Source organism: Bacillus sp. FSL R9-9410 (assembly GCF_038050385.1).
Taxonomy (GTDB): Bacteria; Bacillota; Bacilli; order Bacillales; family Bacillaceae_G; genus Bacillus_A; species Bacillus_A cereus_U.
On record NZ_JBBOTV010000001.1, the window covers coordinates 2,132,250 to 2,155,001 of the forward strand.

Here is a 22,752-nt window from a genome sequence, read left to right on the forward strand (position 1 = left end):
TTGTATAGAATAAGTGTTTATCTGTATCAAAAACCAAGTAAACTATACTTAATGAGACGAGACAGGGATTTTTAATGAGATTCACATAAAATCTTATCTAAATGAATTTCTACAGTTTTTATCGTTTATTTTGCTATAAATTAATCACAGCAAATCTTAATCGATTAATTATCGTTTAACGAGTCAAAAATAATTTTGATTAGCACGGAATTTTTTTTATGCGAAATAAATTTTTCTATACAAATGATAAATTTCATTTTATGTTTTGCTTTATAGATTTATTGCTAATTACATATGTTTTATTATTTTATATTTTTGTTGTTATTTCTTTTATTTACGCTTGACTTTCATTGTATTCTTCATTCTAGTTAACATAACGTTTATTTTTAACGTAAAAAAATCCTCCTCACCTTCAGGAAGATTTCTTTTGCTAGCTAGTAATCCATTTATCTATTTTTAGTAACAATCCCAATTGTAAATAACATTGGAAAAATCTAGGTTAGATAAATCTTCCTTGCGTATAAAGAAATTAGCAACCCCAGAATCTCCCCACATAATATTTAATGAATCATCTGTATCGATTTGTAACAATAATATATCGTGTTGTTGGTGTTTTTCTTCCCATTCCCTCGGATCTGTCTGTGTGAAAAATGGATAACCGCCAATTTTATGCCCTTGATCTTCGTATAGATCATCATACAGTTCGCCTAATTTTGTTTTATTTTCTTCATCAACAATTTCTTCCCAATCAATGTTTTCCTTAAAAATCTTTTCAAATCGATAATCTCTTGATGTTACTGGTTGATAATCCAATTCAAACTTTAGTTTAGCTGCTTCAGGTATGATAAAATGCTCTAAATCTAAAGTGTTTAAATAACTAAAATCAGTAATAACCTTAGTTAAATCTTCCGTTATTGTAGAATGATAAATAATTCGAAAGTCTTTTTGGCTAGTTGGATGGTCAAAATCTATTCCAAAAAGTTCATCATCAGCACTTACGAAAAATTGTAATAGTCCCTTTTGAGGCATAGGTTCAATATGCGGCATTTCTTCAAAGTTTAACTGCGCAAGTAGCATCATAGGTTGTCCGTTTGAATCTTTAGGATGCTCTTGATTTATAGGTACATACGGATAGCCACCAAACTTACTTTCAAAAAGAGTTGTTTCTGCTTGCGTTCCAGACACTTTAATATACGGTTTCACACTTTCTTCTAAAATACTTCGATACTGCTCTAGTTCTTTCGGTAATTGAAGCTGATACGTATTCTTCATTTCTTCTGCCTCCCTTTAAAGATAAATAATAAATGCCTACCTCAATTATATTGCAAAAGATGGTTTCATTAAAAAAAGCTAAAAATCCGTTTTAACCCTCATTTTTTGCGCACTTGGCGGACAAAGTAAATTATGTTCTGAGACCTTTTTATTAATAGTTGTAATTAACATAGCTGCTTCTACATTATCCGTTAGTTCTTTTAAATTTTCTTTTAGATGATCTATTTCCTTTGAAAGTTCAATCCACCTAGGCAAAACATGATTATTTTTCAAAGTTCTATAAAGTTGCTTGTCAGGATTATACGAAAGATCTTTATCAAGATTAAGAGGTTTCCCTTTCCCAGGTAAATCATTAAACGCTCCTGTTTTTTCTGCCTGTTTAACGATAGAACTAATATGATCCTCATACGTGAACGACCAAACTTTTTCATCTTTAACTAAAATTTCTTGTTTTTTAAGTTTTTTATCTAGCTCATCTTGATTCATAGATTCTCTCTCCTTTTTATTTTATAGTGTGGTTTTTGTATGTTTTAATGCTATCAATCCATCACGTGACTTTTTATAGCGTCAAACACTGCTCTGATCCACTTTAAACTCTTCGTAAGCATTTAGGTACCCCTTTGCTTTTAAAGGCTCATATGGACGTCTATTAACTGTTAAAAGATGTTTGTTTTCAGACACTCCTGATTCCGTACACGAATGAGGATTAGACGCAATGGGATTTGAAGATGTAATTTCATTTTCAATCTAAGGAATATCATTTTTAAAACTATCCTTTTTCCAATGCACGGATTCAGATAGTGACAAAGTACTTGAAAAAATATGAGGATTTTGAAGCAATGTATAAAAAGCTGCAATCTTTGTATACTTTTCTTCTTGATGCACACGATAATTAGCTTGAATCTCTGTTAAAAATGGGTTCGTTTTATTGTTATAAGTTAATCATTCTAGCTCATTAACATAATCTGCAGCAACGACAATACAAGGCGTTATTTATTTTTCTCAAATTAAATAATTGAGTGTTTTTATAATAGAAAGGTTCAGTACAATAAGTATTTTTTGAAGTGGTGGTGTTTGAGAATAATTATGAGGTGTATGTTTATCATCTAAAATTGAACTAAAGGAAGAATAAATTTCTAGAGAGCCTTGCTACTTTTATTGTAATAAGACTCTTTAAATTTGGTTCATTCTGCTAATCTATGTAGTTAAGTTATCAATTGCTTGAATAGAAAGTTCTAATGCTTTAATTCTCCTTGTTAAAAGCGTTCTTTGAGGACTACCAGCCTTAGACTTATCATAGGCTCTCTCAATTGATGGAAGCAAACCAGCAAGGACATTACGAGCTTCTGCTAACTCTTCTTGGCTATACCGATGACTTTCTTGATTCCACACGTTCTCTAACACTGCTAGCCCTATACAAACGGCTTTAAGCCTTTTTTTCACTAAGGTAGTATTTGCTCCTTTTTGAGTCATCTGTGAAAAAGCATTTTCAAGTTTACGAATTGTCGATTGTAAAGATTTTATTGATTCCAATTTATCTATATTTGACACGTTTTCCATGTTAGTGCTGTCCCTTCTGCGTTTCTAATTTATTTTGTTTAATGTTTGATAAAATCGTTAAGAACTTGATTTTACTCGAAATATTTTAACATAAATAACTATATTCAAGCTGGACAATAACTTAAAGGAAAACGGCTACTAAACTTATTCTCCCTCCCTTACATCATTCTATATGTACTTCTTTCTTCTCATTAGAATTCCTATATAAACAAGTTGATTATATTTTATGAACTAAAAAAACGCACAAGCTATTTAACCTGTGCGTCTTCGTCTTTATTCAGTAAGATAGTAAAGTAATAGTTTCCGAGCCTTCTCATAATTTATGAAATCTCTATACAAAATGGGATACTTCACAATTTCTGTTTCTATAAAACGATATTGTGGAAACCATTCAAAAAACGATTTTCTTAGCCACTGTATTTGCTGAAACGAAATATTCTTTTCTTTTTTATTTAGTACAGAATTTAAAGTTGCTGCTGTATGCATCCAATAATAATTTAAATCAGAACTTATGCAATCATCTTCTGTAAATATATTTTTATAATCTTTCCGTATTTTTAGAATGTCACAATTCGGAAATGGTTTATATAGAGGACTATGCATTTTCTGCAATTCATTAAAAATAACTTCTTTTCCTAATACCAACGTTCCACTCCTTTATTTCTCCATCCAATTCAATAAATTTTCATAATGATTATGAGCATCCTTATACCCAAGATTATATAAATTAACGAGCTTTTCTTTATTTCTTTCTATTCCGCTTATAGGAAGCTGTGCGCTTGGCTGAATTACATAAAAATTATCTTTTTGTTCGTTGTGATTCATATAAGATACAGTTTCATTATAAAAACGATAATGTTCTACTAAATGCTCTGCGAGTTTTGGATATCTTCTATATAAAATTTTAGCTAGTCCAGAAAATTTATTACGCTGCTTCTCGTATCCTTCTGGCTTTGTCATTATAACAACGTTTTTTAAATAACCATCATTTTGCGCTTTAAAAACTGGAATAGGATCTATAATCCCTCCATCTAACAATTTTCGATTATCATATTCTACAGCAGGTGCTATAAACGGCACAGAGCTTGATGCACGAATAATTTTTAAAATATCATTTCCATGTTCTGTTTTATTATAATAAACTGCCTGTCCTGATTCACAATCAGTCGTTCCGATTACAAACTGTTCATTTGAATTTAGGAATGTTTGAAAATCAAACGGTACAATTTTGTTTGGTACTTCATCAAATAAAAAATCCATTCCAAATAATTCACGTTTTTGAATTAAGTTTCGATAAGATATATACCTGTGATCTGCTACTAGCTCTGTATTCACTTTCTTATTTCTTCCTTTTTGACGTGACAAATATGTTGCTCCCATACACGCTCCAGCGGATACACCGACTACATACGGAAAGAATAAGTCCCTTTCCATAAAATATTCGAGTACTCCTGCAGTATATAACCCTTTCATTCCGCCGCCTTCTAATACTAAACCGATACTCTTCATGCTTAATCCCTCTGCTTCTATTTTCTTAATTACATGTTAGCACAAGATTTTAGGATGAGGTTATATAAATTAATTGCAACAATAACGAAAAACTATTGAACTTATGTCATAATGTCTTATCCAATAGCATGGTACAATATAAGAAACTCATTCCACATATTATAAAGGAGGAATTTCATATGGGTTTATTTAGTGGTATTTTAGGAAATGCATCAAGTGCGAGTACAGAAAACGTTGAACGTGATTTAGAAAAGATTATGCTAGATGATGAGAAAGTTGAGCATGCTTATAAATTAATTCGTGATTTAATCGTATTTACAAATCGCCGTCTTATTTTAGTAGACAAACAAGGAGTAACTGGTAAAAAAACAGAATACCATTCTATCCCTTATAAAAGTATTACACAATTTAGTATTGAAACAGCTGGGCATTTTGATTTAGATGCAGAACTTAAAATATGGGTATCTAGTTTGAGCGCGCCAATTACGAAAGAATTTAAAGGCGATGATAGCATATTAAGTATTCAAAAAGCGTTAGTAACATATACGACAAAATAGTTCATTTTTGTATATTTATTCGAATTTAAAATTACTAACCCGAACTTTTTGGAAGAATATACATAAAATTTGTATATTTAATCTAAAGTGATACAAAAAGGTAAAGCATTTAAAATGTGCTTTACCTTTCTTTTTTATAATAAATTAAAGTTGCTTTATCATTTAATTTCTTTTTAAATTCCGCTCTTATATATCCCATCTTTTCATATAGAAAACAATTTCGTTTTTCCTCTAAAATTGTAGCAAGCTCCCAAGTCGTTATTTCCGGAAACATCTCCTCAATTAAAATTAATACTTTTTGAGCAATTCCGTTTCCTTGATAGTTTGGAATAATAAACATCGGGCTTATCCCAAATTTGGATACCTCTTCTTTACGTGATATACATATTGCTCCGACAAGATTCGTATTTACTAAAATTTTATAAAATCCACCGTCCGGATTATTTATTCTTGAAATCGTTCTTTCAATAAGTTCATTTGCCGGACTTGTTTCATAGTCCTTATACTTTTCTAGTAATGAGCTAAATGATTCTACTTGCATTTGAAATATAATCTCTGCATCAATTTCTGTCGCCTTCTCTAATGTTACCAATTTAAACGCTCTCTTAAAGAAGTAATGTGAGCTGTATGATGACGACCGTGCCATGCATATAGTCCAATTGCAGCAGCAAGTTTTGTTTCTCCTGATTCAGGATGATTAAATGTCTTTTCTAAATCTGCCGGTTCTAAAGAATATAATAAGTTAACCCATCTTTTATGTAATGAATCTAGCATTACAAGTGAAACATCTACTGGTAATTTCGAGTCAGGTAGCTCTGCCCATTTTTCTTCTTTGTACGGTTTAATAGTTGGATTCTTTTCTGTCAGTGCTAATTTAAAGCGTATGTAGCTATTCATATGACTATCAACAATATGATGAACAACTTGACGAACAGTCCATCCACCGACGCGATACGGTGTATCTAACTGCTTCTGATCTAAATCTTTTATCGCTCTTGCTAGTTCATTAGGTAAATCCTCTATTTCTTGAATCCATTTATCAATTATTTCTTCTGTAATAGTTCCTACATAAGTAAATTGACCTATTGGATAACGTAAATCCTTCATGTACATGTCCCCCCTATTATTTTTAATCCTTAGTAGTCCTCCAAATATAATGTACGAAATTTACGTTTTCCCCGTTTAAATCTACAGTAGTTGTCTCCGCTTCCTTTTCACGAGAAAATCCGCTCTTTTCTAATACAATTTGTGAAGCTATGTTATTTGTTGTTGTCATAGCATGTATTTCATTAATTTCATAGACTCTTGCTTGAGCCAAAATCAATTTTACAGATGCTGCTGCAACTCCTTTTTTTGTAAAATCCTCTCCAACTCGGTAGCCTAACGACCCAATTCGTTTTTCCTTATCTACATCAACTAAATTGATACGTCCTACAATTTCTTTTTCTGTATTACGTATGAGATGAAAATAAGAAACCCCCTCAGTTTGTTCTTTTAATAGTTCGTCAAGTTGCTTTTGAAAGTATTCATACACGTAATAATTAGAGCCACGACTTGGTACCATTGTTTCAAAAAATGATTTGTTCGTGAGTTCAAAGTTAAATAAATCTTCAGCGTCTTGTTTCTTTAATTGTTCTATGTATATTTTCATCTCGTTTACCCCTTCTTGATTTACTAACTGTTATACATTCTTTTTTAAACGATAATTTTCCTGCTATTTCTTTCGTCTGAGTAATACAGTAAGTAATACTCTAGGATGAAAAAGATGAAATGGACTACGAATTAAGTTCATAACTCTGACTAACCGAATATAAATATCAGAATCACTTGCAGAAAGTTGATATATTTGTTTCGTAGTTAATTCTTTCTGTAACTTAGGATGACGTGCTATCTCCGTTGTGGTCATTTCCCAAGGTGTTTTGATAATCATAGCAGTCTTCCTATAAAACTCTCGAGTTAATGTTTTACCAAGCCTTTTTCTCCCTTGAAGAATTAGTTGCAATTGGTGAGCTTCCATAGCTGCAACTGAAACACCTTGTCCGAAAACTGGATCAAAACGACAATGCGCATCTCCAACTACTAACAATCCTTCAGGCAAATTATTAACTAGATCAAATCGCCTGCGTACTTGATATGGAATTTTGTACGTTTTTATATCGGTAATCGCCTCAGATTTGTTTAGAAACTCTGTAACATTAGTGATTGATAGGTTTTCAGCAAAATCATAAAATTCATCATCTGTTTGCGGTGCTTTTTCATTTGCATATCCACTAAAAGTAACAAAATAACGATCATCTTCAATCATTTGAACTAGAACACCATAAGGATTCTCAGGAAAACTTGGAGACATAAGCATATTACAGCAGTCTAATTTCTCTTTTTCTTTGAGCCTAAACATTCTAGTTGCGTAAAACAAATCAATTCTTACTTTCTCTTCTTGTACTTCGAAATTGTATTCTTGTAACCAATCTATACTTTTCGAACCAAATCCACTTGCATCAACAACAAGATCTGCATGAAATTCTTCTTTCATTCCTGTTTTCAAACATTTAGCTGTTATTCCATAGACTTTATTAAGTTTGTTATCTACTAGTAATCCTTCAACCAACATTTCATACTTCGAAGTAACATTTGAAACTTGTTCAATTCGTTTTTGAATATGCGATTCTAACAGAAGACGACTTTGTTGAATCATATTTATTTCGCCTTTGAAAGGCTGCTTCCATAGGCCGAACTGATGCCATTTTAAATCGCGAGTAAAGTTATTTACGATGCTACCTGCTTCAATTAATTCATTAGTAATGTTAGGAAACAACTCCTCAAGTGCTTCTTCGCCGCCTTTTAATAACACATGCGGATGATTACTTTGCGGAACTCTTTTTCGCGGACCTTTTCCATCCCATTCTTCACCAGCTTCTACAATGATTACTTCTTCAAACGTATTTGATAAAGCCTTTGCGGCGAGTTTTCCTGCGATACTTCCACCAATAACAATAGCCTTAGTAAACATTTTTCCCCCTTAATGAAAAGAGATCCTGTCGTGTATGAATGGAACAGGATCTTAACTAATAATTCCTTGATAATTATATTTAAAACACCTGTGTGAATTGCAACGTTAAAATTAAAATACCTAATCCCCATACGTAATACGCGAATACTTTTAAAGAATGACGTTTTAAATATTGAATCATCCATGAAACTGCTATGTAACCAAAGAACGCTGCTGATAACGTTCCGACAATTAATGATGTACTAGAAATAGATTCTGCTTTCCCTTGAAAAACATCTGTAAATTGCAAGATGATAGCTCCGACAATAGCCGGTGTTGATAATAAAAATGAAAAGTACGCCGCTGTTTCGCGGTCTAACTTTCTCCATAATGCAGCGACAATTGTCATTCCAGAACGAGAAATTGCTGGAAATATAGCTACTGCTTGAAATGAACCAATTATGAATGCATCTTTATATGTAATATCATTCATTTTTTTACGACCGTTCTTTTGGTTATCGGCCATATAAAGAAATAAACCCGTCACTAAAAACTCCCAACCTATTGTTATACCTGTTTTTGAAATATCTTCAAAAAAGTCTTTAAATAATAAGCCGATTACAACCGCAGGGATCGTCCCGACAATAAGTAAAAACATAAGCTTTGAAAACGGATTTTTTATTAAATAAATGAATTCTTTTCTATAATAAATAAACACTGCAAGCAAAGTTCCGATATGCAGCATCGTATCTAAAAACAAACCTGCCTCATCTAAATGAAAAATATGCCTCCCTAAATATAGGTGACCTGTACTGCTTATAGGTAAAAACTCTGTCAGCCCTTGAATAATTCCTAAAATAAAAGCTTCTAGCCAATTCATGATGATCTCCTTTCTCATTTGCTTGTACCAATATATGATGCTTTATTTTTTGTTATGAAAAAAAGTATATTTCTCTTGGGGATTTACTTTAACCTTTATTTAGAAGTTATGGATTGCAATGACGATGGATATATATGTTAAAACAAAGGAGGGTTTACATGGAGAAACACACAAAGTTAGGCAACATATTACTTTGGATTGGACCTATTCTTGTGTTCTTAGGATTATGTATGACAAATGTAATTACAGACATACCTTTCTTCGAAGGAAAGCATAAAACTCTTGGAATTATTATGTTATTAATCGGGGTAATTTCTTTAATTGCCGCTCATTACTTTAAAATACGAAAAAATTCTGTCGATTAAATAATATATTCCCTTATAAGGAGGAACAAATGCGAAGGAAATCATTACGGATAAAAATTACAAAGCTATATAAATAAAAACAATCCTAGTGTATGTACTAGGATTGTTTCATTTCGCTAATGTTGTTTATTTATAAAACACTTTATCAACGTTATATTTCGCTTTGTATTCATTAATGATGTAAGTTTCGTAAATTTCTCTTTCTGTTGGATCTTCTACGATACATGCATCGATACGGTATACTTCATCACGATTATTTTTGATTGGTGAAACATTATCTTCAAAATGCTTTTTAATACGTTGTCTAATTTTACGAGCTTTACCTACGAAAAGAAGTTCGTCATTAATATTGTAAAACATAAAAATGCCGCCTTTATCTCTAGGGAACAAGTGGAAATCGATAAAACCGTTAATTGGAGTAATTAATGGCTCGTCTCCTTTAATAACTTGGTTACGTTCAGTAATTGAAACATCAGCTTCAGGAATATTAATTTTAATCAAGTTCATTCACGTCCTCTTTTATTATAAAGATAAATAATAGCATAAGTAGGTAAGAAAAGCTATGTTCAGAGACATATTTCATTTTATAATTCAAATATTATAGGTATATCATGTAAACTTTTTTTCCAAATCATATGATCACTTGATTCGCCCCAATAATCCTTCAGTACATAAATAGGCTCTCCGAATTTCTTCTTCCATATTTTTTGTGCGTTTTTATATCCACTATCCAAACAAAATTCTGTTATTCCTTTACCTAGTAAAGTAAGAAACATTGCATTTAACAGCAAACTCCCTATACCTTTTCTTTGATACTCCGGAAGTATAAATACAGTTCCTATTTCATACAAATCCTTAAGTACACCATCTGTACAACTATTAATTAATGTACTTGCTGGACCGATTTCAATCGTTCCAATGATTTTATCGTTATTTGTATCTATTGCTAATAAAAAGTAACGACTTTCTCCATTACTATCAAAATCATTTTTCAAATATTGTTTTTTCGAGTTAATTTCATTTTCTATGTCATCTAATAATTGTGATAACCCTTCGTTTTTATAAGTATTCGTAATAACTAGACGGAAAAATAAATTTAGTTCATCAATATCATCCGAATTCGGCCTTCTAATTTCAACGTTATACATGATTTAAATCTCCAATCTTTGAAAATATATGAGAAAGTGTATTCATTCAAAAAGATTTTATACAATTGTTAAGACCATACTTTATATACTCTATTCATTATTATTCTACACAGCTCTGCATAGATCCAGCAGTATAGAAAACTCAGTATAAATATTAATGTAATAATTTTCATATCCATAGTTGTATGAATAGTAGGACCAAGTACAGGAAAACGGAAGATATCGAGAATGATCATAATTCCTATAAGTAGACATATCGCTGAAAAGGAAATTACCCAAATCCTCCTCTTGAATTGTAAAAAGGATACTCCTAACGCTATACCTAATAATCCTGTAGTAAAGGGAAAGACAATTAGTTCACTTGGCTCAATAATGAATAATAGGAAAATAGTAAGAATATAAGAAAGTACTCCCTCACGAATAGAATAACAAATAGCCAGAAAAATCGGTAGCGTCGCGAAAGGACTAATAAATAACCCAATTCCAGGGATTAAGTTCCCCGCAGATTGAAAAATAGCAGCAAATGAACCGAGTAACGCTGTAATGACTAACCTACTTGCAGGAGTCACCTTTCTTTTATGAACAAAATTCGCATCCTGCTCTATCATCCATTGATACCAATAGCATCTAAAGCGATTCATCAAAATACCTCCTAAAGATACCTAATTCATCACTTACTATAGTATTCATACACTTATGGTTTATGAGTTACTTTCTGCTAGTCGTTTATACATAGAAGTTTTTTAGGGGGACAACAGGTCATGCATTTTGAAGAAGAATGAATTTCTTGTATTTTTAGACTTAGAGTTTATATCTTATCAAGGAACAATTTCATAAATAGTGCCTTTGTTAAAATCAGTTACTTTCATAGAACCGTAAACTCCTAAATATAATCTAGTTTGATCTAAGTTTGTTCCTAAACTAACATAATAAGCTGCTTGAGTCCCAAAATCATAAGTGGTTTCAATAACATGAAAATCATTACGTTTATCGTCTATACTTGCTCTAGTATAAGCTAACACTCCTTTTACTGGAGATTGAGATTCTTCTTTCTTGGCAAGATCAGTAAACACGACGCTACCTGATAAATTTGTGATTGTAGTTCCCATATATGGCTGAACTCCTGTAAGTGAAGTTCCTCCAAACTTATCCGGTCTGGAATCTTTATGAAAATAACTAATTAGAGGCTGAATACGTCTCACTGACGTTTGAATTGTTTCATTATAATAAACCATTGTTCTCTCATCCAAAGTAGGGTTCTCAGAACAGTGCCGTATGAAAGAAGTAGGTAATTCTCCTTCCCATCCTCGCCAACCAAAATTAATAAATCCATCTTGATTGGGAGTGGATCTCATTAAATGCGTTTGAACAAGTTCGGTAACCGGTATGGGTTTATAATGAACAAACGAAAAAATAGACTCTACAATATCTTGCCCGACATTTCCAGCATATTTGATATACTGATTATAAAACCTTTGAAAGGAAATACCTGTTATATTACGAACTCCTTTCGCAATTACTGTAAGTGTTTCTTGTATAGATAAAGGAAGTTCATTAAAGCGCGTAACTACTGGAGGGTTATTTATGAATGTATTTTTACTTACATCAATTTCAATTATTTTACCCGCTATTTCTAAAGCATCCTGGCTTAAATTAAATGGATCATAACCCGATCCACCATCTCCATTTGTAAAAACAAGTTTTCCAGTCTCAGGTGAAAAGTTTAAACTATTGACTCCGTTATGATTAAAAAAGGGCCTTCTTATGTTAAGTAATGTCCGTCGTTTTTGAGGTTGACTATGTGATTGTAAAATCCATTCCTCAACCGTATCGATATGATCGTATTGAGTATCTCTATTTACCCACTTTAAGTTTAAAGTTTTCGGATCACATGGATTAGGTTTAAAAGGTTCAGAAAGGGCACCCGGACCTTGAGTGCCAGCTACTGAATAATGAAGATAAAATAAACCGTTTTGATAAAATTGTGGATGAAACGCTAGTCCTAGCAATCCTCGTTCATCATACCCCGTACCAGAAACACCTTCTTCAGACTTACCTAATTTTATGATTCGCGGGCGAATATCTAAAAAAGTCCTTATAACTCCGTCTCCTATGTAAAAGATTTCTCCTACCTGGGTTGCAATAAATAACCTTTCAATTGAGTCACCTGGTAGTATAGTTGTTTTCAAAACAGTAGGTAAATTCAACTTACTTGCAATGGGTCGTAAACTAACCTTAACTTTTGTCAACTTACTTTACACCCCTTTAATTGCGTTTTATTAAAAGAGTATGATTAGAACTGTTCGATTAGTATTCAATTAGGGACTAGGGAATTGGATACTATTTCTGACCGCGCTGCATTTCCTGATTCTCCATATAACTACGCATCCGTCGCATATATTCAGGTGCGTCCATCGAATTCCCTGCGATCATTTCAATTATACAGAGTCTTTCGGCGCTTTCCTTTTCAGCATGGATTATAGCTTGATCAAGCTCTCCATAGGTCCGGACCGTAACGGTAAACGCGTTACCTCCAAAAGCTTCGGCCAGCTTGGTGTAAGACCATCGAGGGATTTGGTTGTACTTTTGATCCTCTGTTTTGACATTTAAATATTTCTCAATTGTATAACCATCGTTGTTCAAGACAAAGATTATGGGCTTGCAGCCGTAATAGAGCATAGAACTGATTTCCTGTGCTGTTAGCTGCAGGGCGCCGTCACCTGTAAACAGCAATACTCGGCGTGCTGGCGCCGCCATAATAGCACCGAACGCCGAAGGGATTGCGTAACCGATGGACTGCCATCCACCTTGCCCAATATATGTTACATTGCCCGGCAGTCTTACCTCTCCCATTCCATTATAAAACGTTCCGGTCTCGGCGATTACAATATCACCCTCTTTCAGCATACGCTGAAAACGCGGATAATAGCCGTCAGCCATTAGAGGTCCGTCAGCAGTAGTTGTTAATTGATCGTAAGGGAATGAAATTTTTTCTGTCAAACCTTTTCCCTTATAACCCACCTTCTGCACGGCAAGTAGCATGTCGGCTGCAAGAACATTCGGATATTCCGCCTCAGCGATTTTAACCATGTCTGGTTGAATATTGACAGTTATCAGTGGGTTCAGTTTTGCGGTAAATTTTGCAGTGTTTGTGTCCGCCCATACCATGCCAATCGCAATGATACAATCTGCATTCTCCACCGTACTTTGGACTTCAGCCCTCCCGAAAGAGCCTAGATACATTCCGATATAATTTGGATGGGTCTCGTCGAATGCCCCCTTCCCGTAAAGCATCGTTACAACAGGGACATTCATTGCATCGGCTAGCTGCCGAGTTGCTGTCTGAAGTCCGAAACGCATCGTTTTTACATCCACCAGGATAACCGGTCGTTGGGCACGTTCCAAAAGCGGACGGATATGATTCACTGCAGCCTGAAGGGTATTCGGGTTGGATGCTGGACGTGGTGGTATTGGCTCTGCCCAGACTTTAATCGGCTTGGTCACTAAATCATTAGCTATAACCAGGTATACCGGCTTTTTCTTTTCCTTAGCAATGCGAATCGCAGTCTGAATTTCAATCTTGGCATTTTCCGGCGTAAGCACCGCGGTATATGCCGTAATCTGCTCATACACCTTGCGAAAAACGTCAAAATTCCCATCCATTAAGGTGTGATGCATCAGCTTATGCTCTTTTTGATCCTTCTCAGGAGGGGCACCCACAATGTGTATTATTGGCACATGCTCGCTGTTGGCTCCCGCTATCGCATTGCATGCGCTGAGCTCCCCGACCCCAAATGTCGTAATAAGAGCCGATATTCCTTTGATTCTTGCATAGCCATCTGCAGCGTAGCCCGAGTTTAGTTCATTTCGTCCTTCTATAAAACGGATGCCGTTATAACACTCCAAAGTATCAAGAAGTGTAAAATTATAGTCCCCTGCGACACCAAAAATTTCGGTAATGCCCTCGAATTTCAGGCAATCGAACAAATACTGGCCAACCGTTTTTTGAGCAGGCCCCCTTTGTAAACCAAAGCTGCCCGCACTTATCATGTTGTCCATCGCTTGCTCACTCCTTATCTATTTTTTGGGCTTGTTCTGTTTTATAGTACCCTTTTTGATAATTCCCTTTAATTAAACCAGTTATCCGTTGGCAACAATTAATGGGGAAGAAATGCTACATATCGGTGGTCAACTCAAGATTTAATTACACTGGACAAGATTCCTTACATCGGTTAAATCACCTCTGGTCAAAAGAATGTATTAATTAATATTCTAATGCTTTCTTTAACTCCTTTCGATCACTTTTAGCCCACTTTGTTTTACGGTGAAGATTTTTGTACAACCATATATTACAACTACATTCTTCGTATTTTATATATTATCAATAAAGAGTTCAGAAAACCCATAAATAAAAAAAACGAGTGCTGTGAAGAAACGCACTCATTGAAAGGAATTTACCATTCTCGACGATTATCACAATCACAGTCACGATCATGATTACGTCTACGACGACATTCATCACAATCACAGTCGCGGTCACGTCTACAACGACGGTCATCACAATCTCTATGTCTGCGTCTACAAAACATTAAATCATCCCAAAATCTATCACAATCTCGGAAACGTCTAAAATTACCATTACATCCCATAAATATAATTACCTCCTCTTAACTCTAGGATTCATCATATTCTATGCTAAAAAACAAAAACAGCTTGTTTACTAGTCTATTTTCTGCATTTTAAAGTAATATAATGTTCTTTTTAAATTGTTTCCCTTTAAAATATCCCATTTATCATGTTCCTCACTCTGTTTTGCAAAAGTCTAGCTTACTTTTAAAAACTTTGTAACAGAACCTTAAAAATAATAAAAACCCACGAAGAAAATGCATTTTCTTCGTGGGTTTAGTTATTTAAATGGACTTTCACCTAACTCAAGAAGCATCCGCACCTTCAAACTGACTATTATAAAGCGAAGCATAGAAACCATCAGCTTTCAATAACTCTTCATGATTACCTTGTTCTACAATATCTCCGTCTTTCATGACAAGGATTAAATCTGCATCACGTATTGTTGATAATCTATGAGCGATAATGAAGCTTGTTCTACCTTCCATAAGGTTTTCCATCGCTTTTTGAATCAGTACTTCTGTACGAGTGTCAATGGAGCTTGTTGCTTCATCGAGTATTAATATTTTCGGATCCGCTATAAGGGCACGTGCAATTGTTAGTAGTTGCTTTTGTCCTTGGGATACGTTGCTTGCTTCTTCGTTTAGTTCCATTTGATATTTATTTGGTAATGTTTTTACGAAGTTGTGAACGTGAGCTGCTTTCGCTGCTTCAATTACCTCTTCGTCTGTAGCATCGAGTCTACCGTAACGTATATTTTCCATGATGGAGCCGTTAAATAGCCAAGTGTCTTGAAGTACCATACCAAACATGTTGCGCAGGTCTTCTCGCGTGAAGTCTTTTATATCGTGACCGTCGATACATATTGCACCGCTGTTTATGTCATAGAAACGCATTAACAGTTTTACAATCGTTGTTTTACCAGCTCCGGTTGGTCCGACGATTGCTACCTTTTGTCCAGGTTTAATGTTAGATGAGAAATTATTGATGATGATCTTATCTGGATTGTATCCAAATTGAACATCTTGGAAGGCAACTTCTCCTTGAACTTTTTGCAGCTTCACTGGATTTTCTGCTTCTGGCACTTCCTCTTCTTCTTCTAAAAATTCGAAGACTCTTTCTGCAGCAGCTGCAGTAGATTGAAGTACGTTCGCGATTTGTGCTACTTGAGCGATTGGTTGCGTAAAGCTTCTAACATATTGCACAAAGGCTAAAATGTCTCCAACTGCGATGGTTCTCTTTACCGCAAGCCATCCACCTAAAATAGATACAGCGACGTAACCGATATTACCGATAAATGTCATAATCGGCATCATCATTCCAGATAAAAATTGAGATTTCCATGCGGAATGGTAAAGGGTATCATTTACCTTTTCGAATTTTTTTACTTCTTCTTCTTCTTTGTTGAAGGCTTTTACGATATTGTGACCACTATAAATTTCTTCGACCTGACCGTTTACGTGTCCTAAATATTCTTGCTGGGATTTGAAGTATTTTTGTGATCGTTTTACGACTGCCATGATGAGAATCATCGATACTGGCAATATTAAAAGCGCCACTAATGTCATTTGCCAGCTGATTGATAACATCATGATAAGTACACCGATGATTGTAATAACGGATGTGATGATTTGCGACATACTTTGGTTTAAAGTTTGGCTCACCGTATCTACGTCATTTGTAATTCTCGATAATACTTCGCCGTGCGTTGTTTTATCAAAGTATTTCAGCGGCATACGGTTAATTTTTTCAGCGATTTCTTTTCTGAAGTTATAAGATACTTTTTGAGCTACTCCAGAAATAATGTACCCCTGGATAATACCAAACACAGTGCTTAGTATATATAACCCAAGGAGTAAAATGACAATGTTTCCGATATAGGTAAAGTCAATGGCCGCACCGGGTGCTCCTGATACTTTGCTTACGAGTCCTTCGAAAAGTTTTGTTGTCGCGTTTCCTAAAATTTTTGGACCAACGATTGTAAAGGCTGCACTACCGATTGCGAAAAGGATAACGACTAAGATTGATAATTTATAGGGCTTCAAGTATTGAAGGAGTTTATTCATCGTTCCTTTGAAGTTTTTTGCTTTCTCAATCTTTCTCATGCCGCCGCCCATAGGACCGCCACCGCCAGGACCAGGGCCGCTTTGTTTTCTATTTTCTATTTTTCTATCACTCATGATGACAACTCCTCTCTTGAAAGTTGTGATAAAGCAATTTGCTTATAAACTTCACAGTTTTCCATAAGCTCTTCATGAGTACCAGTCCCAATTATTTTTCCTTCGTCAAGTACAATAATCTTATCGGCATTCATGATTGTACTGATTCTTTGGGCAATAAGTAAAATAGTACTTCCTGTAATCTCATTGTTTAAAGCTCTGCGCAATGCTGCGTCTGTCTTAAAGTCAAGAGCTGAGAAACTATCATCGAATATGAAGATTTCTGATTTTTTCGTAAGAGCACGCGCAATAGAAAGTCTTTGTTTTTGACCACCGGAAACGTTCGTACCACCTTGTGATATTTCTGTGCGGAAGCTTTCAGGTTTCGCGTTAATAAACTCCATAGCTTGCGCGATTTCCGCCGCTTTTTCGAGTTCTTCTTCAGTTGCTTCTTTTTTACCATATTTCAAATTGCTCTCGATTGTACCTGAGAAGAGAACTCCTTTTTGCGGTACATAACCAATTTTCTCTCTTAATTCCTTCTGAGATACTTCTCTAATATCCGTTCCATCTATTAATATTTGGCCGCTTGTGACATCGTAAAAGCGTGGAATTAAGTTGATTAATGTTGATTTACCACTACCTGTACATCCGATGAAAGCTGTCGTTTCACCAGGTTTTGCAGTAAAGGTGATATTGGAAAGCACATCTTCTTCTGCACCTGGGTATCTAAAGCCAACATTTTTAAATTCAACGTAACCTTTCTTGTCTGAAGCAAATGTTTTCGGCTCTTTTACATCACTAATGGTAATGTCAGTATCTAAAACTTCTGCGATACGTTGTGCGGAAACTGAAGCACGTGGAACCATAATAGATACCATTGAAATCATTAAGAAGGCCATGATGATTTGCATTGTATATTGCATAAATGCCATCAAATCACCAACTTGCATATGTCCCATATCCACTTGGTGTGATCCAACCCAAATAATAAGTACAGTAACGGCATTCATGATAAACATCATCATTGGCATCATAAATGACATTAAACGGCTTACAAATAAATTTGTTTTTGTTAAATCTTGATTTCCTTTTTCAAATTTCTTTTCTTCATGTTTTTGAGTATTAAAAGCACGAATAACGAGCATACCTGTTAAAGATTCACGAGTGATCAAGTTAATTTTATCTACTAACTTTTGGATACGCTTAAACTTAGGAATCGCGATGCTAAATAAACCAATGACTAGGCTTAAAATCGCAATTACCGCAACTGCGATAATCCATCCCATTGAAAGGTCTGTAGTAAGTACTTTAATAATGCCGCCGATACCTAAAATTGGTGCATAGAATACAATGCGAAGCATCATAACCATAAGTGTTTGAACTTGCTGGATATCATTTGTACTTCTTGTGATTAGAGATGCAGTGGAAAACTTATCAAACTCCGCATTCGAGAAGTTGGTAACTTTCCGGAATACTTTCTTTCTAAGGTCTCTGCCGAGTCCTGCAGCTACTTTTGCAGCAAGTAAACTCACGATAACGGTAGCTGCCATACTTACTAAGGATAAAAGTAGCATTTTCCCGCCGGAAGTAAGAATAAAATTAGATTGAAGTTTATCAGTATTGATACCGATTTTCTTATACTCATTCTCAATGTATGAAACAGCTGATTGTGTTACCATGCTGCCTGGCATATTCTTAAACTTTTCATCTGCCTTTTCTTTCATTGCATTGATTTGATCTTGAGGAAGTTTCGCAATGATTGCAAAAGGATCTGTATTTGGCGGAAGTTTCGCTGGTGTGTTGTTGTCACCTGTCGCAGCAGAAGAGAAAGCAGATGAGCCACCTTTTTCAATTCCTTGTGTAATTAACATTGGTTTCCCAAAGATATCGTTAAGTCCGTTAATTATTTTTTTATCTTCTGTATGTAACTTATAAAGTGGCTCTTTATCAAGCTGCGGATAATCTTTTAAGTCATTTTTTAGTTCACTTTGAGAGAGGTTGTTCTTATCTAAAAGGACATAGTTGTCAGCAACTTTTTTCTTCTCATTTTCATTCATAAAGAGCGTAAGTTTATCCATTTCACTTTTACGAATAACCTCAGGTACTGCATTTTCTACACCTTTTTGTTGAATCCCTACATTGACAATGTTAGACATGTAGTCTGGCAGTGATAGATCGCATACTGCCTGTACAGTTAAAAGACATACAACTGCAATGATGGAAGCAATAAATGGTTTTAAATGCTTGATGATCTTTAACATTTAGTTCATCTCTCCATTTTCTTTGTCTAATTTTTTTAGTTTTTACTCCGCTTCTCTCCTTTATTCTTCGTATTCTCAGTAATTCATTCTAGCAGCTCTTTACGCATTTTCGACTACAGATTAATTTTATGACTATATGAAGATATGATGCATCTTTTAGTGTGTAGATGTTGTTTTATAGGACTTAAATCCAAAATAGAACGCACATGTTTCTTAATAAAACGATGATCTTGTTCCACTATATAATTAATATATCAAACTAATCTTTTCTGACGGAAAACCAGAGTTTCGTAAACTACCTGAATTGATTGATGAATATCGGATTAATATGTTTCCTGTAGTCTTAGGCAGTCGACTACCTTTATTAAAGAAATTACGGACAAAATCAATCTTAAACTTATAAAAAACAATACATTTAAAACTGGAGCGGTTGGTCTTATCCACCAACCGGAGGAAAATGCTTGACTACTCGGCACTTCAACTATCGAGTGCTAATATTCAACAACGCGTACCGAAAATAATTAACCATATTTTATAAAAAGTGATTCTATAAAATATGTTTAGAGCCTATTTTGATAACTCTTTTTTTCAAAAACAGGCTTTTTATATTAGGTAAATCAGCAGTAATAGACTTACCTTTGATCAAACATGTTTATAAACCAACATAACGTACAGGAAATCGACTTTTCTCTTGTCGAAATTTACTTAGCATACAGTGGTCATATATTTTCAAGAATAACGGAAGAATATATAGAAAATGCTACATAAACGTGAAGTTTGATCAACTTAGGGGGGACAACCTTGTTCAATCAAATAGTAAAAGCTGTACCCAATTTATTTACGATTGGAAATTTATTGTGCGGTGTTTTTTCAATTACCATGAATATGAGTGACTATTTGGAAGTAGCCTCCATTTTTATTTTCTTTTCAGCTGTTTTAGATCTCCTTGATGGAAGAATTGCGAGAAAATTAAAAGTGAACAGTGAGTTTGGTGTACAATTGGATTCCTTAGCTGATATTGTTAGTTTCGGAGTTGCTCCTGCACTTTTATTTCATTCGATAGCAACACCATCTATTTTAACTTCTTTGGCATTTATCCTTTTCCCAACGATGGGTGCTTTAAGATTAGCTAAATTTAGTGTAAAACCAACCATTGGATATTTTAAGGGATTACCTATTCCAGCTGCTGGATTACCATTGGCCGGTATGGGATTGTTTTCATATAGCAATGCATGGATTACATTAATCCTCGCTCTCTTAATGGTAAGTCCAATTAGGTTTAAAAAACTTTAATTGGGATCACGTATATCGCTTTATTTTGTGGGTTATCTATTTTCTTAGCTTGATAACGATGTGGTGGTACCCCTTGTTTAAAAGAACTCCTACCTCCCAAAATACTTAGTTACGCCCAAATAACATAACAAAAAGATTAGGAAATCACTCCTAATCTTTTTTGTTTATTACTATTCCATTGCCCCAGCAACATCATAATCATTTAAATCTAATTCAATCGGTTTCCCTAACGCAAGTTTCGCAAGTTCAGATCCTAAGTATGGACCTGCTGTTAATCCTGAAGCACCTAATCCGTTCGCAATGAGTATGCCTTCAAAATTAGGTAGTGGTCCAATAACAGGTAAGAACCCTGGTGTAAACGGTCTAAAGCCAACTCTTGTTTCAATCATTGTGCCATCTTCCAAGCCAGGCGCAACTGTTAATGCTTTATGGAATACTTCATGTAAACCACCTGCAGTTACACGGTGGTCAAATCCAGTATCGTTTTCATGTGTTGCACCAATTACGACATGGCCATTGTCAAATGTCAAAATATATTGATCGTTCGGCGGCATAACAACTGGCATATTTTCTGTTGCTGTATTTTCCATTTGTAAATGAACAATTTGTCCTTTTTGGAACGTAACTAAGAAATTAATTCCTAATGGGTTCAAGATTTCATTCGCCCATGCGCCTGCAGTTACCATTACCTTTTCAGCTACAATTGTTTCGTCATTTACTTTAACTCCCGTAATATGATTCCCTTCACGGACTAATACTGCATCACCTTTTATGAAAGTTGCACCATGCTTTTTCGCAGCGCTTATTAATGCGTTGCGTAATAATCTTCCATTTACTCGTGCAGCGCCACTAATATGAACAGAACTATATTCTTCCGATAATGCTGGGAATAATTTTTTCGTTTCTTCAGCTGATAAACGAGTGATTTCACCAATCTCCGGTGCATCTTCACGGCGGTTATACGCTCGCTCTTCCATTTGATCTAGTTTTTTCTCATCAGTATGTAAACTAATTGCACCTACACGGTTGTAACCTGTATCCGTTTCACCGTCTTCTTCTAATTGCTGAATTAACGAAGAATAGTAACGCGCACCGCCTTTAACGATTTTATACCATGCTTTATTACGGCGCTGTGAAAGCCATGGGCATACAATACCCGCTGCTGCATCAGTTGCTTGACCTAACTCTTGACGATCAACAATTGTTACATTTGCACCGGCCTTAGCAAGGTGATAGGCAGTAGATGCCCCTAAAATTCCAGCTCCAACTACAATATACGATTTCATTTCAAACACCTTTTCTCTTTTGCTAATTATTTAAATATAAGAACATACTTTAGTATACTGAAAGGAATCCTTTTTTCAATGTGCTCAACGTAATTAATTGTTGCATCATTGTGACGTTCCTAAACATTATTTTTTCTTCTTACGGAATAATTCAATTGTTTTATAGCCTTGTGAAAGGATTTCAATCATTTTCTCAAGACGTTTATCGCGTGTTTTTTCTTGTTTTACAGAAAATAAATTACGTGCCCAATCTTTTTGATATCCAGGTGTTAAACTTTGATAGAATTTCAACTCAGTCGGATGGTCAGTCAATAGTGTTTCCACATCTTGAATTCGATCAGCATAATCAGCAACACATTGACTTGCAGCAGGTGTTTTCTTCGCTTTTTTCTTTTCACGTTTTAAACCAACAACAGTGAAAACGTCATCCATACTTACCATTCGCGCAAATTTAATTTCACTTTCCCCCACATATCCATCATCTCCAACGTTTAATGCCGGAAACATCTCATCACGGTGAACAAACGTACTGTAACGAGCATTACCTTTTTTCGGATATGCGAAAAACACGTAACCTTTTTCAGTTAGTAAGTCTTCATTACTAATAATAAAATTCGTTTGTTTCACCATCTCATCAAGTGTTTCAACAAAAATAAAAATAGCATCATGTTCTTTTGAAAATGAAGTTTCTTTACCTGTGAAAATGTCATAATCACTTGGTTCGTTAATAACGACCATATTTGTATACTTATTTAGTTTCAATTTATCAATAACTGACATTATAATCTTCCTTTACATCCAATATTCATTTTATATACTTCTTTATACTGTTCTAGTGTATTAT

The 22,752-nt window shown here is 34.6% G+C and carries 23 protein-coding genes and 2 pseudogenes; 3 read left to right on the forward strand and 22 right to left on the reverse strand.

Annotated features, from left to right (window positions below; genetic code table 11):
• Nucleotides 1-456: 456 nt before the first annotated feature.
• From MKX77_RS11240 to MKX77_RS11260, 6 genes and pseudogenes are all read right to left on the reverse strand, one after another.
• Nucleotides 457-1,272, reverse strand: coding sequence for a YwqG family protein (locus MKX77_RS11240; RefSeq protein WP_341306665.1), 816 nt, complete (start codon nucleotides 1,270-1,272; stop codon nucleotides 457-459).
• Nucleotides 1,273-1,350: 78 nt separating this feature from the next.
• On the reverse strand, nucleotides 1,351-1,758 hold the full coding sequence (locus MKX77_RS11245) for a DnaJ family domain-containing protein (RefSeq protein WP_002065707.1): 408 nt from the start codon (nucleotides 1,756-1,758) through the stop codon (nucleotides 1,351-1,353).
• 273 nt (nucleotides 1,759-2,031) lie between these two features.
• Nucleotides 2,032-2,412: pseudogene (locus MKX77_RS30660) on the reverse strand (hypothetical protein); the annotation flags it as partial.
• A gap of 57 nt (nucleotides 2,413-2,469) precedes the next feature.
• Entirely contained in the window at nucleotides 2,470-2,832 is a 363-nt protein-coding gene (locus MKX77_RS11250; RefSeq protein ID WP_341306666.1) for a hypothetical protein, read from the reverse strand.
• A 273-nt stretch (nucleotides 2,833-3,105) separates the two neighbouring features.
• The gene (locus MKX77_RS11255; protein ID WP_341306667.1) at nucleotides 3,106-3,477 is read right to left on the reverse strand and encodes a YxiJ-like family protein; all 372 of its coding nucleotides are present in this window, start codon (nucleotides 3,475-3,477) and stop codon (nucleotides 3,106-3,108) included.
• 12 nt (nucleotides 3,478-3,489) lie between these two features.
• Nucleotides 3,490-4,341 (reverse strand): patatin-like phospholipase family protein, encoded by an 852-nt coding sequence (locus tag MKX77_RS11260; protein ID WP_341306668.1) that lies wholly within the window; start codon nucleotides 4,339-4,341, stop codon nucleotides 3,490-3,492.
• A gap of 179 nt (nucleotides 4,342-4,520) precedes the next feature.
• Between MKX77_RS11260 and MKX77_RS11265 the strand changes: the two genes are divergently transcribed.
• Nucleotides 4,521-4,898, forward strand: coding sequence for a PH domain-containing protein (locus MKX77_RS11265; RefSeq protein WP_283747204.1), 378 nt, complete (start codon nucleotides 4,521-4,523; stop codon nucleotides 4,896-4,898).
• 121 nt (nucleotides 4,899-5,019) lie between these two features.
• On the opposite strand, the gene MKX77_RS11270 is transcribed toward MKX77_RS11265, so the two are convergent.
• From MKX77_RS11270 to MKX77_RS11290, 5 genes are all read right to left on the reverse strand, one after another.
• On the reverse strand, nucleotides 5,020-5,544 hold the full coding sequence (locus tag MKX77_RS11270) for a GNAT family N-acetyltransferase (protein ID WP_341306669.1): 525 nt from the start codon (nucleotides 5,542-5,544) through the stop codon (nucleotides 5,020-5,022).
• The gene (locus MKX77_RS11275) at nucleotides 5,484-6,005 is read right to left on the reverse strand and encodes a YfiT family bacillithiol transferase (protein ID WP_341306670.1); all 522 of its coding nucleotides are present in this window, start codon (nucleotides 6,003-6,005) and stop codon (nucleotides 5,484-5,486) included. Before MKX77_RS11275 ends, MKX77_RS11270 begins: the two co-directional genes overlap by 61 nt.
• Before the next feature lie 22 nt (nucleotides 6,006-6,027).
• The gene (locus MKX77_RS11280) at nucleotides 6,028-6,549 is read right to left on the reverse strand and encodes a GNAT family N-acetyltransferase (protein WP_341306671.1); all 522 of its coding nucleotides are present in this window, start codon (nucleotides 6,547-6,549) and stop codon (nucleotides 6,028-6,030) included.
• A gap of 63 nt (nucleotides 6,550-6,612) precedes the next feature.
• Nucleotides 6,613-7,908 (reverse strand): FAD-dependent oxidoreductase, encoded by a 1,296-nt coding sequence (locus MKX77_RS11285; protein ID WP_341306672.1) that lies wholly within the window; start codon nucleotides 7,906-7,908, stop codon nucleotides 6,613-6,615.
• Between the two features lie 79 nt (nucleotides 7,909-7,987).
• Nucleotides 7,988-8,767, reverse strand: coding sequence for an undecaprenyl-diphosphate phosphatase (locus MKX77_RS11290; protein WP_341306673.1), 780 nt, complete (start codon nucleotides 8,765-8,767; stop codon nucleotides 7,988-7,990).
• A 158-nt stretch (nucleotides 8,768-8,925) separates the two neighbouring features.
• Between MKX77_RS11290 and MKX77_RS11295 the strand changes: the two genes are divergently transcribed.
• On the forward strand, nucleotides 8,926-9,132 hold the full coding sequence (locus MKX77_RS11295) for a hypothetical protein (RefSeq protein ID WP_215556461.1): 207 nt from the start codon (nucleotides 8,926-8,928) through the stop codon (nucleotides 9,130-9,132).
• 126 nt (nucleotides 9,133-9,258) lie between these two features.
• On the opposite strand, the gene MKX77_RS11300 is transcribed toward MKX77_RS11295, so the two are convergent.
• From MKX77_RS11300 to MKX77_RS11340, 9 genes and pseudogenes are all read right to left on the reverse strand, one after another.
• Entirely contained in the window at nucleotides 9,259-9,639 is a 381-nt protein-coding gene (locus MKX77_RS11300; protein ID WP_002136542.1) for a nucleotide excision repair endonuclease, read from the reverse strand.
• A 77-nt stretch (nucleotides 9,640-9,716) separates the two neighbouring features.
• The gene (locus tag MKX77_RS11305) at nucleotides 9,717-10,280 is read right to left on the reverse strand and encodes a GNAT family N-acetyltransferase (RefSeq protein ID WP_215556460.1); all 564 of its coding nucleotides are present in this window, start codon (nucleotides 10,278-10,280) and stop codon (nucleotides 9,717-9,719) included.
• A 68-nt stretch (nucleotides 10,281-10,348) separates the two neighbouring features.
• Nucleotides 10,349-10,921, reverse strand: a complete 573-nt coding sequence (locus MKX77_RS11310) for a hypothetical protein (RefSeq protein ID WP_215556459.1) — start codon at nucleotides 10,919-10,921, stop codon at nucleotides 10,349-10,351.
• Between the two features lie 177 nt (nucleotides 10,922-11,098).
• On the reverse strand, nucleotides 11,099-12,529 hold the full coding sequence (locus tag MKX77_RS11315; RefSeq protein ID WP_341306674.1) for a PQQ-dependent sugar dehydrogenase: 1,431 nt from the start codon (nucleotides 12,527-12,529) through the stop codon (nucleotides 11,099-11,101).
• A 91-nt stretch (nucleotides 12,530-12,620) separates the two neighbouring features.
• Entirely contained in the window at nucleotides 12,621-14,339 is a 1,719-nt protein-coding gene (locus tag MKX77_RS11320) for an alpha-keto acid decarboxylase family protein (RefSeq protein ID WP_215556457.1), read from the reverse strand.
• Between the two features lie 395 nt (nucleotides 14,340-14,734).
• Nucleotides 14,735-14,929 (reverse strand): hypothetical protein, encoded by a 195-nt coding sequence (locus MKX77_RS11325; protein ID WP_215556456.1) that lies wholly within the window; start codon nucleotides 14,927-14,929, stop codon nucleotides 14,735-14,737.
• 282 nt (nucleotides 14,930-15,211) lie between these two features.
• Nucleotides 15,212-17,086, reverse strand: coding sequence for an ABC transporter ATP-binding protein (locus tag MKX77_RS11330; protein WP_341306675.1), 1,875 nt, complete (start codon nucleotides 17,084-17,086; stop codon nucleotides 15,212-15,214).
• The gene (locus MKX77_RS11335; RefSeq protein ID WP_341306676.1) at nucleotides 17,083-19,329 is read right to left on the reverse strand and encodes an ABC transporter ATP-binding protein; all 2,247 of its coding nucleotides are present in this window, start codon (nucleotides 19,327-19,329) and stop codon (nucleotides 17,083-17,085) included. Before MKX77_RS11335 ends, MKX77_RS11330 begins: the two co-directional genes overlap by 4 nt.
• Before the next feature lie 162 nt (nucleotides 19,330-19,491).
• Nucleotides 19,492-19,583, reverse strand: a pseudogene (locus tag MKX77_RS11340) (IS6 family transposase); the annotation flags it as partial.
• A gap of 547 nt (nucleotides 19,584-20,130) precedes the next feature.
• Here MKX77_RS11340 and pssA point away from each other — a divergent pair.
• Complete coding sequence (gene pssA / locus MKX77_RS11345) at nucleotides 20,131-20,622, forward strand: CDP-diacylglycerol--serine O-phosphatidyltransferase (protein WP_002085344.1); 492 nt, start codon at nucleotides 20,131-20,133, stop codon at nucleotides 20,620-20,622.
• 170 nt (nucleotides 20,623-20,792) lie between these two features.
• Here pssA and MKX77_RS11350 read toward each other — a convergent pair whose 3' ends face one another.
• Both MKX77_RS11350 and MKX77_RS11355 read right to left on the reverse strand, forming a co-directional pair.
• Nucleotides 20,793-21,908, reverse strand: coding sequence for an NAD(P)/FAD-dependent oxidoreductase (locus MKX77_RS11350; RefSeq protein ID WP_341306677.1), 1,116 nt, complete (start codon nucleotides 21,906-21,908; stop codon nucleotides 20,793-20,795).
• Between the two features lie 126 nt (nucleotides 21,909-22,034).
• Nucleotides 22,035-22,688, reverse strand: coding sequence for a YdeI/OmpD-associated family protein (locus MKX77_RS11355; RefSeq protein ID WP_341306678.1), 654 nt, complete (start codon nucleotides 22,686-22,688; stop codon nucleotides 22,035-22,037).
• Nucleotides 22,689-22,752 lie beyond the last annotated feature (64 nt).